Below are 15,866 nucleotides of genomic sequence, written 5' to 3'. Positions count from 1 at the left end.
CGGCCGGCCGCGGTCACACCGTCAGCCAGCCCCGCAGCGCGGCCTGCACCCCCGTCTGGAACCGGGTCTGCGTGTTCAGGGACCGCATCAGGCGGGTGATGCGGCGGCGGACCGTGTGGACGTGGACGTCGAGGCGCCGGGCGATCGCCTCGTCCTTCAGGCCGGACGCGAGCATCGTCAGCAGCTCCCGGTCCTGTTCCGTGATCTGGCTGTCCGACGGGGATCCGATGGGTACGGCCCGTTCCCAGATCGCCTCGAACAGCGGCACCAGGGCGTTGCTCAGGAGCGAGTCGTTCACCACCAGGGCCGAGGCCGTCGGGTCCGCCGCGTCCGTCGGCGGCAGCAGCGTCACCCGCCGGTCGACCGTGATCAGCTTCGTCGGCAGGTCGGTGCCCACCCGGATCTGCACGCCCTGCGCGGCCAGATCGCCGAGGCCCCGGGCGCGGCCGTGGAAGCTCAGGCCCTCGCGGTCCACCACGGTCCGCACCCGCACCCCGCGTCGTACCGGCTCGGTCACGTCGAGCGGGGAGGGCATGCCGTCGGGTTCGCTCGCCGCGTACGGCGGCCGGTCCAGGAGCGCCACCTCCGTGCGTGCCGAGACCAGCAGGGAGGCCACCCGCGCGGCGATCGCCTCGCCGCCCCGGACCGTCTCGATGCCGAGTGCCGGGGCGCCGTGCGCGGAGCCGACGAGTCGGGCGGCCATCCGGTCCACCGTCCCGGTGAGCTCCTCCAACTCGGCCGACCTGCGCAGCAGATCGGCCTGATGGACGTGGATCAGGTTGCGCAGCGCGGTGGCGGGAGGGATCGCGACGGGCATCGCGAGGTCACGGGCGGTCCGGGTGAACCCGTGCTCGCCGAGGTGGTCGAGGGCGGCCGCGAGCCGGGGCGCCGAGAGGCCGGTGGACCGGGCGAGTGCCGCTCGGGACGGATGCTCGGGGATGTTCAACAAGGCCTCGTAGACCTTGAGTTCCTCCGTACCCAGCCCGAGAGCCCGCCACCGCTCGTCCACCGTGTCCCGACTCACGCCTGGATTCTCACCCGTTCTCGCAGGCCGCACAAGGCGATGTTCTCGCAGGCCACACAAGTGTGCACGTACACAAGTGCGCACCCGGAACGCATTGTTCACACCCCCGCTCCGGCATTTGCATGTCCGCATCCGATATCCGTTCACGCAGCTGTGACACCGGAGGGGCAACCGTGCGGAGTGCAGGACGCAGGAGATCAGCCACAGCGAGGCAGCGGCACGGCGGGATGTCCGTCGGCCAGGGGACGGCGGCACTGCTCGCCGCCGCGGGCCTGTTGGTGACGGCCGTGCCGGCCGCCCACGCGGACACGGCCACCGCGGCCACCACGTCCGACGCGTCCGGCGTGACGCCGGGCACCGGGACCGACACGCCCTCGCTCGTCACCGGGCTGCACGAGGAGGCCGCCGTCACCGGGACCGCGGCCGACGCCGCCCGCGGCCACCTCAGGGCCAGGAAGGGCCGGTACCACATAGCCGACACCTCGGCGAAGGGCCTGGTCTCGGCCGGGACCACGACCGAGAAGGGCGGCAAGGAGACGGTCCGCCTCCAGCAGAGGTACAAGGGCGTCCCCGTCCTGGGCGGCCAGTATCTGGTCCGGATGACCGCGAAGGACGGCAAGCGCACCGTCACCGGCACCTCCGGCAACTACTTCACCGGCCTGAAGCTCGGCTCGGTCGCCCCGAAGGTCTCCGAGAAGACGGCGATCGAGCGCGCGGTCGCCGCCGTCACCACGCAGCAGAGCGGTGGGCTGCTGCACGCCCCGGCCAAGGGGGAGAAGGCCGCCGGCCTGCAACTGACGGGCGAGGAACAGGGGTTGACGATCCTGCCGCGGGGCACCGGCGTGCTCACCCGGCACATCACCGTCACCGGGGCCGGCACCGGCGACGGCACGCCGGTGCGGCAGGAGGTGTACATCGACGCCCGCTCCGGCTTCCCCGTGCTGCAGTACAGCGGCATCGAGACCTTCGGCGCGACGGGCACCGCCGCGAACGCCACCGCGGGCACCGCGCCGGCCGGTGACGCCGACGCCGCCGCGGCCGCCGACCAGCTGGTGGTCAAGGGCACGGGCGTTCGCTACAACGGCGAGAAGACCGAGCTCAACCTGTACAAGGACACCAAGGGTGTCTACGAGATGATCGACTACAGCAAGCGGGCGGCGGACAGCCCGTACAACGGCGAGATGATCGCCACCTACGACGCCCGCGGCCGTGACGTCTCCACCGCGTCCGGGGTGTGGCCGAGCGGCATCAAGACCTTCCAGTCGGCCACCACCGACCTCGGCGAGGACTACACCGACTCGGGTGCGGTCGACGCCCACTGGGCCGCCGGCAAGGTCTACGACTACTACAAGGACCACTTCGGCCGGAACGGTCTCGACGACAAGAACGGCTTCATCTACTCCCTGGTGGGCGTGACCTCCAACGGGCAGCCCTACGACAACGCCTTCTGGGACGGCACCAAGATGGTGTACGGCCAGGGCAGCGGCGACTTCCGCACGTTCTCCGCGGACACCGACGTCGTCGGCCACGAGATGACCCACGGTGTGGTCGAGCACACCGCGAACCTGGTCTACGCGGGCCAGTCCGGCGCCATGAACGAGGCCCTCGCGGACTACTTCGGCAACGCCATCGACCTGGAGGCCAACCATCAGTCGATGGACGACCCGGACGCGGGACTCCTCGGCGAGGACCTGTGCACCACCAAGAGCCCGCGCGAGTGCGCCCTGCGCGACCTGAACGACGGTGCCACCACCTCGAAGAACTTCATCGGCGTCAGCTTCCGCGGTGACAACGGCGGCGTGCACCTCAACTCCACCATCTTCTCCGGGGCCTTGTGGGACATGCGCCAGGACCTCGGCGGTGAGCTCGCCGACCGGATCGTCTACCGCGCGCTGTCCGCGTACATGACCCCGCTGGACGGCTTCACCGAGGGCCGCGCCGCGGTCGTCGCCGCGGCTCAGGAACTGGGCGTCACCAAGGCCCAGTTGAAGACAGTCAAGACCTCCTTCGACGCGCACGGCATCGTGCCCGGCTGGGAGAAGGCGCTCGGCGTCGACGCCGACACGATCCTGTCCAAGGTCAATGTCGCCGGTACCGGTGTGAGCGCGGGCAACGGCACGTACGCGCTCTCCCGTTCCAACGAGGACGGAAGCGAGCCGTACTCGGTGTGGGTCGGCAAGACCAGCGGCAAGGGCACGCCGGAGCAGAAGAGTCCGAACAACGGCGACTACAACGTCTACGCCACCACGGACGGAAAGAACGTCGCCTGGGCCGAGTTCGGCTCGACCTCGGTCTCCTTCCATGTGCGCCCTGTCGGCAGCGGCGTCGACAAGGTCGTCGGCGGCACCGCCGCCAACGTCTCCGGGCTCGTGCTGAACGGCGACATCCTCGCCTACACCGTGCCGGACCCGTACTACGGTCTCCAGCACGTCTGGTACCTGAACATCAGGACCGGCGAGGCCAAGCAGGTCAACAGCAGCTACGCCGTCGCCACCGCGCTGCCCTCGGTCCGTGACGGCAAGATCGCCTACGCGAAGATGTGGGCGGAGTCCGACGGCTACAAGCTCGGCGTCGAGGTCCTCGACACCGCCACCGGCAGGATCACGCTGATGCCGGTCGACAAGAGCAGGGCGATCGGCATCGGGCAGACCGCTCTGACCGACGACGGTGTCACCTGGATCGAGGACGACGACGCCACCGACACCGGCCAGGCCGCCGTCAAGCGGGCCGCGCTCGACGGTTCGGGCCCGACCACGGTCGTCCCGGAGTCCGCCGACAGTTCGCTGTACGCCTACACGCTGACGGCCTCGGACGACGCGGTCACCGTCGGCTCGCTGCCCCCGGCCACCTCGTGGGCCAACGACACGCTGCCGAAGCTGTACCAGGCGGCGTCCGACGGCACGGGCGGCGTGCAGCGTGTCTCCTGCGACCGCGGCGACCAGGTGTACGCGGCCGCCGACGGCGGACAGCGCGTCCTGTGGCTGGACGGCACCACCGGCTACACGAACCTCGTGAAGCGGGACCGTCCGGCGGGCCGGTGCTGATCTGACCCGCACGGACAGGAGCGGCCGGGCCCCGGGGGAGTCCGGCCGCTCCTCTTGTACGCGGTCGGCCGCCTTTCCTGTACGCGGTCGGCCGTGCCGTCCGCGCCCGGCTCTCGCTCAGTCCTTGTGGTCCGGCGCGATCCGCTCCGCGAGCCGCAGCAGGGCGGCCCAGGCGAGGTCGTAGGCGTCGTGGTCCTCGAAGTCGGAGGAGGCCCCGCCCTCACCGGTGAGCTGGCGGGCGGTGTACTCCGCGACCTGGTCGGAGGGGATGATCAGCTCGGTGCCGCCGGCCTGGGCGGTCACCTGGATCTCGCAGGCCTTCTCCAGGTAGTACATGCGCAGGAACGCCTGCTTGGCGCTGTCGCCGACGGTCAGCAGGCCGTGGTTGCGCAGGACGAGCGCGGGGTGGCCGCCGAGGTCGGCGACGAGGCGCTCCTGCTCGTCCAGGTTGAGGGCGACGCCCTCGTAGTCGTGGTAGCCGACGCGGTTGTGGAACTCCATCGACATCTGGTTGAGGGGCAGCAGACCGCCCCGCTGGGCGGCGACGGCGCAGCCCGCCTTGGTGTGGGTGTGCAGTACGCAGTGCGCGTCGGGGCGGGCGCGGTGGATCGCGCTGTGGATCACGAATCCGGCCGGGTTCACCGGGTGCGGGCTCGGTTCGACGGGGTTGCCGTCGAGGTCGATCTTGACCAGGTTGGAGGCGGTGATCTCCTCGAAGAGCAGCCCGTACGGGTTGATGAGGAAGTGGTTGTCGGGGCCGGGCAGCCGCTGCGAGATGTGCGTGAAGATCAGGTCGGTCATCCGGAAGTGGGCGACCAGCCGGTAGACGGCGGCGAGTTCGCGGCGCAGCCGCAGTTCCTCGGCGGCGGCGTCCGCCGTGGCGGCGCTGACGGGGCTGGTGAGGAGGTCGGTCACGCGGGGGCTCCTTGCGTGCTGGCGGTGCGGGGGGCGGTGGCGGCGGGTTCGGGGGCGGTGGCCGTCGCGGGGACGACGACCGGGGTGTGCGGGCGTCCGGTGGTCCACCAGGCGATGACGTTGTGCGCGGGTCCGGTGACGTAGGCGCGCAGCGAGGCGTCCGTCCGGAAGGCGCTGTGCGGGGAGAGCAGGAGGCGCGGATGGCGGCGCAACGGGTCCTCGGCGGCGGGTGGTTCGCAGGGGAAGACGTCGAGGGCGGCGCCCGCGAGCCGGCCGCTGTCGAGGGCGGCCAGCACGGCACCGGCATCGATCAGGTCGCCCCGCGAGACGTTCACGAGGAAGCCGCCGGGCCGCATACGCGCGAGCAGCGGCCCGTCGACCATCCCGCGGGTCCGCGCGGTGGACGGGGTGTGCAGCGAGAGGACGTCCGCCTCGGAGACCAGCGTGTCCAGGTCGGCCCGTTCGACGCCCTCGGGCCACTCGGTGGCGTGCGGGTCGTGGGCGACGACCCGGCCGAAGAGCGGGGCGGCGATCCGGGCGAGGGTACGGGCGATCCGCCCGAAGCCCACCAGGCCGAGGGTCAACTCGCTCGCACGGCGCGGCACTTCGGTGAAATCGGCGTTCCAGCCGCCGCCCCGGACCACGGCGTCGGCCTGCGGGAGACGCCGGACGAGCGCGAGCGCCTGGGCCAGGGCGTGCACGGCGACGTCCTCAGTGGCCGCGTCCGGCAGGTTGGCCACCCACAGTCCCCGGCGGGCCGCCTCGACGGTGTCGATCATGTCGTGGCCCGCGGACATGGTGGCGAGCATCCGCAGCCTGGGCAGCCGGTCGAGGAGGGCCGCGTCGACCGACGCGTACCCGACGATCAGCGCGTCCGCGTCGTGCGCGGCGGCGGCGATGGCCTCGGGAGCGCGGCTGCCGACGAATCGCGCGTCGAAACCGGCCTCCGAGAGCAGTTCCAGGGCCGGACCGGGGTCCAGCTCCTCCGTCTCGGTGATCACTGCCACGGGTCGCGACACGGCACGCTCCATAGATGATTCGATTGCCATAACGGCACGCAACTTACGTTTCGACCGTTCCTCTTGTCCACCCTGGACGAGATGATTGTTCGGGGTCTCGGCGGCAACGGCGATGCGGCCGCCGTCCGGGGCCTTCGCGTGCTGTCCGAGAATGAGCACAGACCCGGCCGGGCTCCCGGCCGGGCCGACCAAGGACCGAGGGGACCTGCCCGTGGATCTCGACGAGACCGACCTGGCGATCGTGCGTGGGCTTCAGGCCGACGGCCGGCTGACCTACGAGACGCTGGCCCAGCAGGTGGGGCTGTCCCGCCCGGCGACCCGGATGCGGGTGCAGCGGCTGCAGGAGTCGGGAGCCGTGCGCATCGTGGCGATCGCCCATCCGGCCGTCCACCGGCTCACCGCGTCGGCGCATCTGGCCATCGACACGGAGGGGGCCGCCGCACCGGTCGCCCGTGCGATCGCGGCACTTCCCCAGGCACCCTTCGTGACGCTGACCAGCGGGCGGCGGTCGATCATGACGGAGCTGCGTACGGCCGGATTCGGAGAGCTGGAGCGGACCATCGAGCGCATCCGGGCCATGGAGGGCGTGCGCACGGTGGACCCGCTGGTCGCGACGCGGCACGTGAAGGACCCGTATCTGCTGGCCCAGGAGCCGACGGTGGCGCTCCAGGACGAGCTGGACGGGCGGATCCTCGCGGAGCTGGAGGAGGACGGGCGGCTCCCGTTCGCCGAGCTGGCGGGCCGGGTCGGCCTGTCGCCGGGCGCCACCCGCGCGCGCACGCTGCGCCTCCTCGACGGTGGTGTGGCGAAGGTGGTCGCACTGGTGCGGCCCGACGTGCTCGGCATGGGCTACCTGTGCGGATTCAGCCTGCGGGTGGCCGGCACGGCCGCTCGGGTGGCGGAGCGGGTGGCCGCTCTGGAACGGGTGACGTTCCTGTCGACGTGCCTGGGGCGCGCGGAGCTGGTCGGCACGATCACGGCGGAGTCGTTCGCGGCCGTGCGGGCCACGCTTGAGGAGATGCGGGAGCTGCCCGAGGTCCGCGAGGTGGAGAGCTGGCTCCATCTGGAACTGATCAAGGAGCGGTACGACATGGGGCCGCGCCCGGCCTGAGGGGTCCTGGCCGCCGGCTTGTGGCGGCCCGGACCATGGGCCGACGACCCGGAGCGCCGGCCTGACGGGCCCGGACCGCCGACCCGAGGGTGCGTTCGGGGGCGTCGCAGTCGATACGTAAGTCATCACGTGATTCGACTTACCAAACATTCTTCACTCGACCCTCTGGTCAACCAGTCGTTCGCTATCTATGGTTCTCCAAGTCGAATCGTCTGTCGGCGTACCCCCCCGTACCTCCCGGTCGAAAGCAGGCCAGCCATGCCCCGTCCGTCCGCATCCCCCGAACGCACCCTGCTCGTCACCGGTGCCGCCGTGGCCGTCCCCGGCACTTCGGTCCGCGCCGAGGCCCTCGCCGTCCGCGGCGACCGCGTCGTGCACGTCGGCACCGCCGAGGAGGCCCGCGCGGCCCTCGGCGGCCACGCCGACACCGAACTCGTCCTGGACGGCGGCCTGGTCCACCCCGGCTTCGTCGACGCCCACTGCCACCCGGTCATGTACGGGCAGGCCCTCGCCTGGGTCGACCTGCGGCCCGAGCGGGTCGGCGACATCGACACGATGGTCGAGGTGCTCCGCGAAGCCGGGCGCGACCTGCCCGCCGGGGTCCCGGTCCGCGGCTTCGGCTACGAACACCGGCGCCTGGCCGAGGGCCGCCATCCCGACTGCCACGACCTCGACCGCGTCGCCGACGACCGCGAGGTCTACGTCATGAACGCCTCCGGCCACGGCGGCGTCGTCAACTCCCACGCCCTGCGCACCTGCGGCATCACCGCCGGCACCCCCTCTCCCGAGGGCGGCAGCATCGGGCACTTCGAGGACGGGGAGCCCGACGGACAGCTCTGGGACGCGGCCTGCGACCTGCTCACCGGCCCGGCCGGGGTGAAGATCGGCAACCACGGACCGAACTTCCACCTCTCCGAGCCCGACGACATCATGGCCGACCACCTGCTGCGCGCCCAGGAGGTCTTCCTCGCCGCCGGTGTCACCACGATCGGCGACGCCCAGGTCTCGCGCCGCGAGATGGAGACCTACCTGCGCGCCCACGCCGACGGCAGCCTGCGCATGCGCGTCTCCGCCTACCTGACGTCCGCGCTGCTCGACACCGCCCTCGAACTCGGCGCGGTACGCGGCTTCGGCGACGACACGTTCCGCGTGCAGGGCGTGAAGTTCTACGCCGACGGCACCCTCGGCGGCTGGACCGCCTACTTCCCCGAGGGCTACGCCGCCGACTGCTGCCACCACGGCCAGCTCTACCACTCGGCCGAGGAGTACGCGGAGATCGTCCGCCGCGCCCACGCCGCGGGCCTCCAGACGGCGACGCACGCGCAGTCCCCGTACGCCATCGGCATGGTGCTCGACGCGATCGAGAAGGCGCAGGCCGACCGCCCGCGCGACGACATGCGCCACCGCATCGAGCACTCCGGGCTGCCGACGGACGAGCAGATCGAGCGCATGGGCGAGCTCGGCGTCATCCCCGTCATGCAGCCGCAGCACCACCTGCGCACCGGCGACGGCACCCTGACCGCGATCGGCGACATGGGCCACCGCTACAACCCGGCGGGCCACTGCCCCGGAGCGGGGGTCCCGGTCGTCTTCTCCTCGGACGCGCCGGTCGCCCCGCCCGCCCCGCTGGAGGCCGTGGCCGCCGCGGCGACCCGCCGGACCGTGCTCGGCACCGTCCTCGGCGACGAGTCGCTGCGCCTGCCCGTCGAGGCCGGTCTGCACGCGCACACCGGTGCGGCGGCCGCCGCCCTGCACCGTGAGCACGCGGTCGGCGCCCTCGCGCCGGGCATGCTCGCCGACTTCTGCGTCCTGGACGCCGACCCGCTGACCGTGCCGGTCGACGAACTCACCGGCATCCGGGTCCGCGAGACCTGGATCGGCGGCCACCGGGCCTGGGCGGCCCCCGACCGCTGACCCAGGGTCAGCGGCGCGGACCCACCGGCCTGTGCCGCAACCCACCGGTCGCGGCGCCGGCCCTGGCCCACGCCCCGCTGTCCTGGCCCGCTGGCCCGCGGGCCTGTCGCGCAGGCCCAGCGATCCGCGGCGCCGCTCCCTGGTCGGCGGCGCTCACCCCGGGTCTGCGGCGCCGGCCCACCGGTCCGCGGTGCCGCACGGCAGCCGGCGGCGCGGCCCAGGGCCCGCGGTGCCGATCCGCCGCGGGCCTCGTCTCGCGTACCCCTCGTCTCCCGGCGGCCGGACGATCCCGTTCGTGGCCCGGTCGCCGGGTCCGGTAACCACCCCGGAACCAGCCCCCACACCGCCGCAGTTCCCGTCCCCGACCGCACTCTTCCGCCGGAGGTCCCCGTGCCGGACCGCACCACCCCGCGCACTCCGCAGAGCCCGTTCAGAACGGCCCTCGCCGCCCTGTCCGGAACGTCCATCGAGTGGTACGACTTCTACGCCTTCGCCACGGCCGCGGCCATCGTGTTCGACGACGTCTTCTTCCCGGCCGACATGCCGACCTCCCTGAAGACGATCTCGGCCTTCGCCACCTTCGCCGTCGGCTTCCTGCTGCGCCCGCTCGGCGGCATCGTGTTCGGTCACATCGGTGACCGCGTCGGCCGCAAGAAGACCCTCGTCATCACCCTGCTGATGATGGGCTTCGCCTCCTTCGCGATCGGTCTGCTGCCCACCTACCAGCAGGTCGGCGTCCTCTCCCCGGTCCTGCTGATCGTGCTGCGCCTGATCCAGGGCCTCGCGATCGGCGGCGAGTGGGGCGGCGCCGTGCTCATCGCGGTGGAGAACGCCCCCAAGGGCAAGGCCACCTTCTTCGGCTCCTTCGCCCAGCTCGGCTCGTCCGTCGGCGCGCTGCTGTCGACCGGCATGTTCAGCCTGATGAACCTCTTCGGTGAGGCCTCCTTCGACTCGTGGGGCTGGCGCGTACCGTTCCTGGCCTCCGCCGTCCTCGTCGGCATCGGCCTGGTGGTGCGCACCAAGCTGGAGGACTCGCCGGTGATGGACGAGATCCACGCCGAGCAGAAGCGGAACGAGCAGGCCGGGAAGCAGGGCGGCAAGCAGAGCGCCGTCAGCAAGCTCCCCGTCGCCGAAGTGCTGCGCAAGGACTGGCGGACGGTCCTGGTCGGCGTCTTCTCCCTGGCCACCGCGACCGGCGGCTACTACGTCGTGACCAGCTACCTGCTCTCGTACGGCACCGACGACCGGCACCTGTCCGAGTCGATGCTCCTCAACGGCCTCTCGCTCGCCGCGTTCCTGGAACTCCTGGTCACGCCCTTCCTGGCCCTGCTCGGTGACAGGATCGGCTCGCACAAGGTCGTCGTCGGCGGCCTCGCGGGTGTCGTGCTCCTCTCGATCCCGCAGTTCATGGTCATGAACACCGGAAGCGTCGCGCTGATCTACGCGATGATGCTCGCGATGCGGTTCGTGATGTCGGCGCTGTACGGGCCGATGGCCGCGATCCTTGCCGAGGGCTTCGCCCCGCACGTCCGGTACACGGGCATCTCGCTCTCGTACCAGGTCTGCAACCTGGTGTTCGGGGGCTTCGCACCGGTCACCGCGGTGTGGCTGTCCTCGCTGGCCGGCGGCGCGTACTGGCCGCCCGCCGTCGCCCTGATGGCGGCCTCCGTGATCGGCATCTGGTGCACGCTGCGGCTGCGGACGTACCACCGGCGGCGGGTGACGACCGACGTACCGACCACCGCGCCGGAGCCGGCGACCGCCGGCGTCTGAGCCGGATCACCTCCACCGACCTCAGGGCCGCCCCGGACATCCGGGGCGGCCCCGAGCCGTTCTCTCTCCCGGCGCCGGGAGAGCGTGTGTCGTCCATGTCGCCCTCCGGCCCCGCGGCTCGGGCCACCAGACGGTGTCGCCCGAGTTAAGGGCAGGGAAATCGGGACCGTCCGTCGGAAATGAACCGCATTCCATTACAACCCCCGCCCGCGGCGCGGTGTCCCACCGCGTGAACCGGAAACAACACTCCGCTCGCCGATTTCCCGAAGGGTCATTTCCGTATGCGCACGTTAAGGACCATCGCCTCCGCCACCTCGCTCGCGCTCGCCCTCGGCGGGGGCGTGCTCGTGGCGTCCACCGCCCAGGCGGCCACGAGTTCGGCCACCCTGGGCCGCACCAGCTGGGGCGAATTCCGGTACCAGGCCGCCGCCGGACAGACCAACAAGCTGAACGTCACGACGAAGGAAGTCGACGTCGACTCCGAGGACTACTACCTCGTCCTCATCACATTCCGCGACACGTACGACATCACCCTCTCCACGGACCAGTGCCGCTATCCGTCGCCCACCGACCACAAGGTCGCCGAGTGCACGAAATCCGTCGGCGTGGGCGGCACCAACGACACGGACTACTTCGACGCCTACCTCGGCGACGGCAACGACACCGCGACGCTCTCCGGCCCCACGCTGAACACGGTCCACGGCGGCAAGGGCCGCGACGTCCTCAAGGGCAATTCCGGGTCCAAGCTGTACGGGGAGGACGGCGACGACCGCCTCGACGGGGGCGGCGGCGTCTACGGTGAGGGCTCGTTCGGCGGCGCGGGCGACGACACGCTCACGGGCTGCTCCTCCGCCTGCCACGGCGGCCCCGGCGACGACACGCTCACCGGAACCGCCTCGGCGCAGGACCCCGGCCTGTACGGGGACGACGGGAACGACGTCATCCGCGCGGGCGCCGGCGCCGACCTCGTGTACGGCGGCAAGGGCGACGACAAGCTGTACGGGGACGGCGGCAACGACACGATCTACGGCAACACCGGCAACGACGTGCTGCACGGCGGTACGGGCACGGACACGCTCTCCGGCGGCGCGGGCACCGACGCGGTCTTCCAGAACTAGCGTCCCGCCCCGGCTCCCGGACGCCCGCCCCCGACTGTCGTCCGGACGGGGGCGGGTGACCCGGCCCGACCCGCCCCCCGGACTGGCCGGGCGGCCGTCGCCCGCACGTCATCCGGACGAGCGGAACTCTTCGCTCCGCTTCCCGCGTTCTCACGGCGTGACTCTTCAGCAAGAAATCGTCGGCAACGCCATGCAGATGGCCGTCGTCAACCTGAGCCCCGGCCAGACCGTGTACTGCGAAGCGGGAAAGTTCCTGTTCAAGACGACCAACGTGACCATGGAGACGCGGCTCTCCGGGCCCTCGGGTGGCGGGGGCGGCGGCCAGCCGAGCGGTGGCGGTATGGGCGGCATGCTGCGCCAGGCCGTGGGTACCGCCATGCAGGCGGGTCAGCGCGCCCTCGCGGGCGAGTCGCTGGCGTTCCAGTACTTCACGTCGACGGGCGGCGAGGGGACCGTCGGCTTCGCGGGCGTGCTGCCCGGCGAGATGCGCGCCCTGGAGCTCGACGGCACGCGCGCGTGGTTCGCCGAGAAGGACGCCTTCGTGGCGGCGGAGTCGACGGTGCAGTTCGGCATCGCCTTCCAGGGCGGCCGGACCGGGCGCAGCGGCGGCGAGGGGTTCGTCCTGGAGAAGTTCACCGGCCACGGCACGGTGATCATCGCGGGCGCGGGCAACTTCATCGACCTGAACCCGGCCGACTTCGGCGGCCGCATCGAGGTCGACACGGGCTGTGTGGTCGCCTTCGAGGAGGGCATCCGGTACGGCATCCAGCGCATCGGCGGCCTCAACCGGCAGGGCCTGATGAACGCCGTCTTCGGCGGCGAGGGCCTGTCCCTGGCCACCCTGGAGGGCAGCGGACGGGTGATCCTCCAGTCCCTCACCATCGAGAGCCTCGCCAACGCCCTGAGGAAGGCCCAGGGCGGCGACAAGCAGGGTCCGACGGGCGGGCTGTTCTCCACCGACGCGGGGTGAGCCCCCGGCCCGGCGTCGCCCGGCAGCGGCGCCGGGCGACTTCGGTGCGGACCGATGAGTTGCGGGCACCGGTGGGGTCTGTCCTGATGTCAGCAGATCCCACCGTCAGGAAGCAGGCACCGTCATGGGCAAGCTCACCCTCACCGCGTTCGTCAGCATCGACGGAGTCCATCAGGCGCCGGGCGGTCCCGAGGAGGACCGCAGCGGCGGCTTCGGCCAGGGTGGCTGGAGCGTTCCCTTCGGCGACGACGACTTCGGGCGCTTCGTCGTCGACAACTTCTCCCATGTGGACGCGTTCCTCCTGGGCCGGCGCACGTACGAGATCTTCGCGGGCTACTGGCCGAAGATGACCGACCCGGCCGACCCGATCGCGTCCAAACTGAACGCGCTGCCCAAGTACGTCGCCTCCTCGACGCTCACCGACCCCGCCTGGGAGGGCACGACCGTGATCAGCGGCGACCTCGGCAAGGAGGTCACCGCCCTGAAGGAGCGCACCGAGGGCGAGCTCCAGATCCACGGCAGCGCCGTCCTCGCCCAGTCCCTGCTCGCGCTCGGCCTGATCGACACCCTGCACCTGATGACCTTCCCCGTCGTGCTCGGCGAGGGCCGCCGCCTCTTCGCCGACGGCGCCGCCCCCACCGCGTTCCGGCGCACCGGCGGCACGATCACCGGCTCGGGTATCGCGATCAACACGTACGAGCGCGAGGGCCGGCCGACGTACGGCAGTTACTGAGTCCTCGGGCGATCGGCCGCCGGCCTCCTGGGCCGGCGGCCGGCTCTCGTGCCGTAGGTCGACTGCCGGCCCTCGCGCGGTAGGCCGCTGCCGGAAAACACCTCGGAGTCGACCGAAGAAATCAACGAGCTTGACATTGACATGTCATCTACGCGCGTCATTGTGGATGCATGAGATTCCCCCCACGAACCACCCGCATCGGCGCCCTCGTGGCCCTCATGTCCGCCCTGCTCGTCGGTGGCACCGTCGTGGCTCCGGCCAACGCGGCGGCCGCCTCCGTCGGCAGCATCTGTTACAGCGCGCTGCCGTCCCAGGCGTACGACACGCTGGACCTGATCGACTCCGGCGGCCCCTTCCCGTACTCGCAGGACGGGGCGGTCTTCCAGAACCGGGAGGGCGTCCTGCCCAGCCAGTCCACCGGCTACTACCACGAGTACACGGTCAAGACGCCCGGCTCCTCGACGCGGGGTGCCCGTCGCATCGTGACCGGCAAGAAGACCCTGGAGGACTACTACACCTCGGACCACTACGTCACGTTCAAGCTGATCAACTTCGGTTGCTGACGCCGAGCGCGACGCTGTAGAGCGTCTCCGGTACCTGCTTCATGGCATGAACCTCGCCCCGCGGACCCCCCTCGCGCATCGGCCGCGGGGCGAGGCGCGTCCGGCCGGTGTCGCGGGACGCCGGTCCCCGACCGGACGAGAGACGAAAGTCTGAAGCGGGCCGACTTTGGTCGCGGGCGGGGCTCGCGGGGAGGTGGCGGCGGCCTCGGCTGCGTAGATTTGTCGACCGTGAGTGGTGACCATCCGGCGTCCGCGCCGCGTGACGTTCCAGCGCCGGTCATGGCCGCGCGGCGCTGGCTGCTGCCGTCCGCCGTGGCCGCCGACCTCGATCCCGACGCCGAGCGCGCCGGGCCCTCCGGGCGGCCCCGGCGCACCGTGCGCGACTGGGTCGTCGACTTCGGCTGCTTCCTGCTGGCCGTCGCGATCGGGCTCGCGGCCGCGAACACCGTGAGCGACGACCCCGGCATCCCGCACTGGTACGCCGTCGCCGACCAGCTCATCGGTGTGCTCGCCTGTGCGGCGGTCTGGCTGCGCCGGCGGTGGCCGCTGGGACTGGCCGTCGCCATGATCCCGGTCGGACTGGTCTCCAACACGGCGGGCGGAGCCGGGCTCGTCGCCCTGTTCACCCTCGCCGTGCACCGGCCCTTCCGTTACGTGGCCTGGGTCGCCGGCGTGCAGCTCGCGCTGCTTCCGGCGTTCTTCTGGCTGCGGCCCGACCCCGACCTGCCCTACCTCGCCGCCCTCGCCGTCACCGCGCTGCTCACCTCCGCGGTGGTCGGCTGGGGCATGTTCGTACGGTCCAAGCGCCAGCTCATGCTGAGTCTGCGGGACCGGGCACGGCGGGCCGAGACCGAGGCGGCGCTGCGGGCCGAGCAGGCGCAGCGGCTCGCCCGGGAGGCGATCGCGCGCGAGATGCACGACGTGCTCGCGCACCGGCTCACGCTGTTGAGCGTGCACGCGGGAGCGCTCGAGTTCCGGCCCGACGCGCCCCGGGACGAGGTCGCCCGGGCCGCCGGAGTGATCCGGGAGAGCGCGCACGAGGCCCTGCAGGATCTGCGCGAGATCATCGGGGTGCTGCGGGCCGGGGACTCCGACGAGGCGGGGCGGCCGCAGCCGACGCTGGCGGCGCTCGACGGGCTGGTCGCCGAGTCGCGGTCGGCCGGTGCCAAGGTCGTCCTCGACAACGGGGTCGCCGATCCGGGTGCGGTGCCCGCGTCCGTGGGGCGGACCGCGTACCGCATCGTCCAGGAGGGGCTGACGAACGCGCGCAAGCACGCGCCGGGGGCGGAGGTCACGGTGACGGTGCGGGGCGCTGCGGGCTCGGGGCTGACCGTGACCGTCGCCCATCCCGCCCCGCCGGGGCCGGTGCCCAGGGTGCCGGGGTCCGGGCAGGGGCTGATCGGGCTGAGGGAGCGGGCGACGTTGGCCGGGGGGCGGTTGGAGCACGGGGGTGTGGGGGGTGGGTTTCGGGTGGAGGCCTGGTTGCCGTGGAGGGTGTAGCCGGGTCGGGTCCGGTGGGTGGGGCGGGGCCGCGCCGGTACATCCGCCCGCATCCGAACGGATCTCAGCGGGGTTTCGAGGCGCGGGTGGGTGTCGATCCGTCCGGCCTGCGGGCATTTGATGTACCGGCACGTCCCCTTCCGTGCGTCGCCGACTGCGGGTGCGCTCTGGCTCAGGTGCAG

At 71.9% G+C, this 15,866-nt stretch carries 12 protein-coding genes; 9 read left to right on the top strand and 3 right to left on the bottom strand.

Annotation, left to right across the window (positions count from 1 at the left end):
* Window positions 1-13 precede the first annotated feature (13 nt).
* Window positions 14-1,024: a LuxR C-terminal-related transcriptional regulator gene (locus tag ACZ4TO_RS06390; RefSeq protein ID WP_382788255.1), complete on the bottom strand. Its 1,011-nt coding sequence runs from the start codon at window positions 1,022-1,024 to the stop codon at window positions 14-16.
* A gap of 227 nt (window positions 1,025-1,251) precedes the next feature.
* On the opposite strand from ACZ4TO_RS06390, the gene ACZ4TO_RS06385 reads away from it, so the two are divergent.
* Window positions 1,252-4,068, top strand: coding sequence for a M4 family metallopeptidase (locus ACZ4TO_RS06385; protein WP_468023568.1), 2,817 nt, complete (start codon window positions 1,252-1,254; stop codon window positions 4,066-4,068).
* A gap of 117 nt (window positions 4,069-4,185) precedes the next feature.
* Here ACZ4TO_RS06385 and ACZ4TO_RS06380 read toward each other — a convergent pair whose 3' ends face one another.
* Complete coding sequence (locus tag ACZ4TO_RS06380; RefSeq protein ID WP_382788251.1) at window positions 4,186-4,983, bottom strand: class II aldolase/adducin family protein; 798 nt, start codon at window positions 4,981-4,983, stop codon at window positions 4,186-4,188.
* On the bottom strand, window positions 4,980-6,002 hold the full coding sequence (locus ACZ4TO_RS06375) for a C-terminal binding protein (RefSeq protein WP_468023567.1): 1,023 nt from the start codon (window positions 6,000-6,002) through the stop codon (window positions 4,980-4,982). The genes ACZ4TO_RS06380 and ACZ4TO_RS06375 overlap by 4 nt, the downstream gene beginning before the upstream one ends.
* Window positions 6,003-6,153: 151 nt before the next feature.
* On the opposite strand from ACZ4TO_RS06375, the gene ACZ4TO_RS06370 reads away from it, so the two are divergent.
* The 8 genes from ACZ4TO_RS06370 to ACZ4TO_RS06335 all read left to right on the top strand — a co-directional run bounded on the left by ACZ4TO_RS06370 (window position 6,154) and on the right by ACZ4TO_RS06335 (window position 15,684).
* Entirely contained in the window at window positions 6,154-7,113 is a 960-nt protein-coding gene (locus ACZ4TO_RS06370) for an Lrp/AsnC family transcriptional regulator (protein WP_382788247.1), read from the top strand.
* Window positions 7,114-7,371: 258 nt separating this feature from the next.
* Window positions 7,372-9,027, top strand: coding sequence for an amidohydrolase (locus tag ACZ4TO_RS06365; RefSeq protein ID WP_468023566.1), 1,656 nt, complete (start codon window positions 7,372-7,374; stop codon window positions 9,025-9,027).
* Window positions 9,028-9,417: 390 nt separating this feature from the next.
* A complete protein-coding gene (locus ACZ4TO_RS06360; protein ID WP_468023565.1) occupies window positions 9,418-10,800 on the top strand; it encodes an MFS transporter in 1,383 nt (460 codons plus the stop codon).
* Between the two features lie 281 nt (window positions 10,801-11,081).
* Complete coding sequence (locus ACZ4TO_RS06355; protein ID WP_468023564.1) at window positions 11,082-11,918, top strand: calcium-binding protein; 837 nt, start codon at window positions 11,082-11,084, stop codon at window positions 11,916-11,918.
* Between the two features lie 157 nt (window positions 11,919-12,075).
* Window positions 12,076-12,888 (top strand): AIM24 family protein, encoded by an 813-nt coding sequence (locus ACZ4TO_RS06350; protein WP_385048591.1) that lies wholly within the window; start codon window positions 12,076-12,078, stop codon window positions 12,886-12,888.
* A gap of 124 nt (window positions 12,889-13,012) precedes the next feature.
* Complete coding sequence (locus ACZ4TO_RS06345; RefSeq protein WP_382788237.1) at window positions 13,013-13,621, top strand: dihydrofolate reductase family protein; 609 nt, start codon at window positions 13,013-13,015, stop codon at window positions 13,619-13,621.
* 170 nt (window positions 13,622-13,791) lie between these two features.
* On the top strand, window positions 13,792-14,184 hold the full coding sequence (locus ACZ4TO_RS06340) for a guanyl-specific ribonuclease (protein ID WP_382788235.1): 393 nt from the start codon (window positions 13,792-13,794) through the stop codon (window positions 14,182-14,184).
* A 228-nt stretch (window positions 14,185-14,412) separates the two neighbouring features.
* Window positions 14,413-15,684, top strand: coding sequence for a sensor histidine kinase (locus tag ACZ4TO_RS06335; RefSeq protein ID WP_382788233.1), 1,272 nt, complete (start codon window positions 14,413-14,415; stop codon window positions 15,682-15,684).
* The last annotated feature ends 182 nt before the right edge of the window (window positions 15,685-15,866 follow it).

It is taken from the genome of Streptomyces sp. NPDC028298, from assembly GCF_055565895.1.
Note: the sequence above shows the minus strand (reverse complement) of the source record. Positions and strands in the feature narration are given on the sequence as shown.

Bases quoted from the DNA above. Each gene is read 5' to 3' on its own strand.
- ACZ4TO_RS06385 (WP_468023568.1), top strand. From the start codon at position 1,252: ATGTCCGTCGGCCAGGGGACGGCGGCACTGCTCGCCGCCGCGGGCCTG.
- ACZ4TO_RS06370 (WP_382788247.1), top strand. From the start codon at position 6,154: ATGAGCACAGACCCGGCCGGGCTCCCGGCCGGGCCGACCAAGGACCGA.
- ACZ4TO_RS06365 (WP_468023566.1), top strand. From the start codon at position 7,372: ATGCCCCGTCCGTCCGCATCCCCCGAACGCACCCTGCTCGTCACCGGT.
- ACZ4TO_RS06355 (WP_468023564.1), top strand. From the start codon at position 11,082: ATGCGCACGTTAAGGACCATCGCCTCCGCCACCTCGCTCGCGCTCGCC.
- ACZ4TO_RS06345 (WP_382788237.1), top strand. From the start codon at position 13,013: ATGGGCAAGCTCACCCTCACCGCGTTCGTCAGCATCGACGGAGTCCAT.
- ACZ4TO_RS06340 (WP_382788235.1), top strand. From the start codon at position 13,792: ATGAGATTCCCCCCACGAACCACCCGCATCGGCGCCCTCGTGGCCCTC.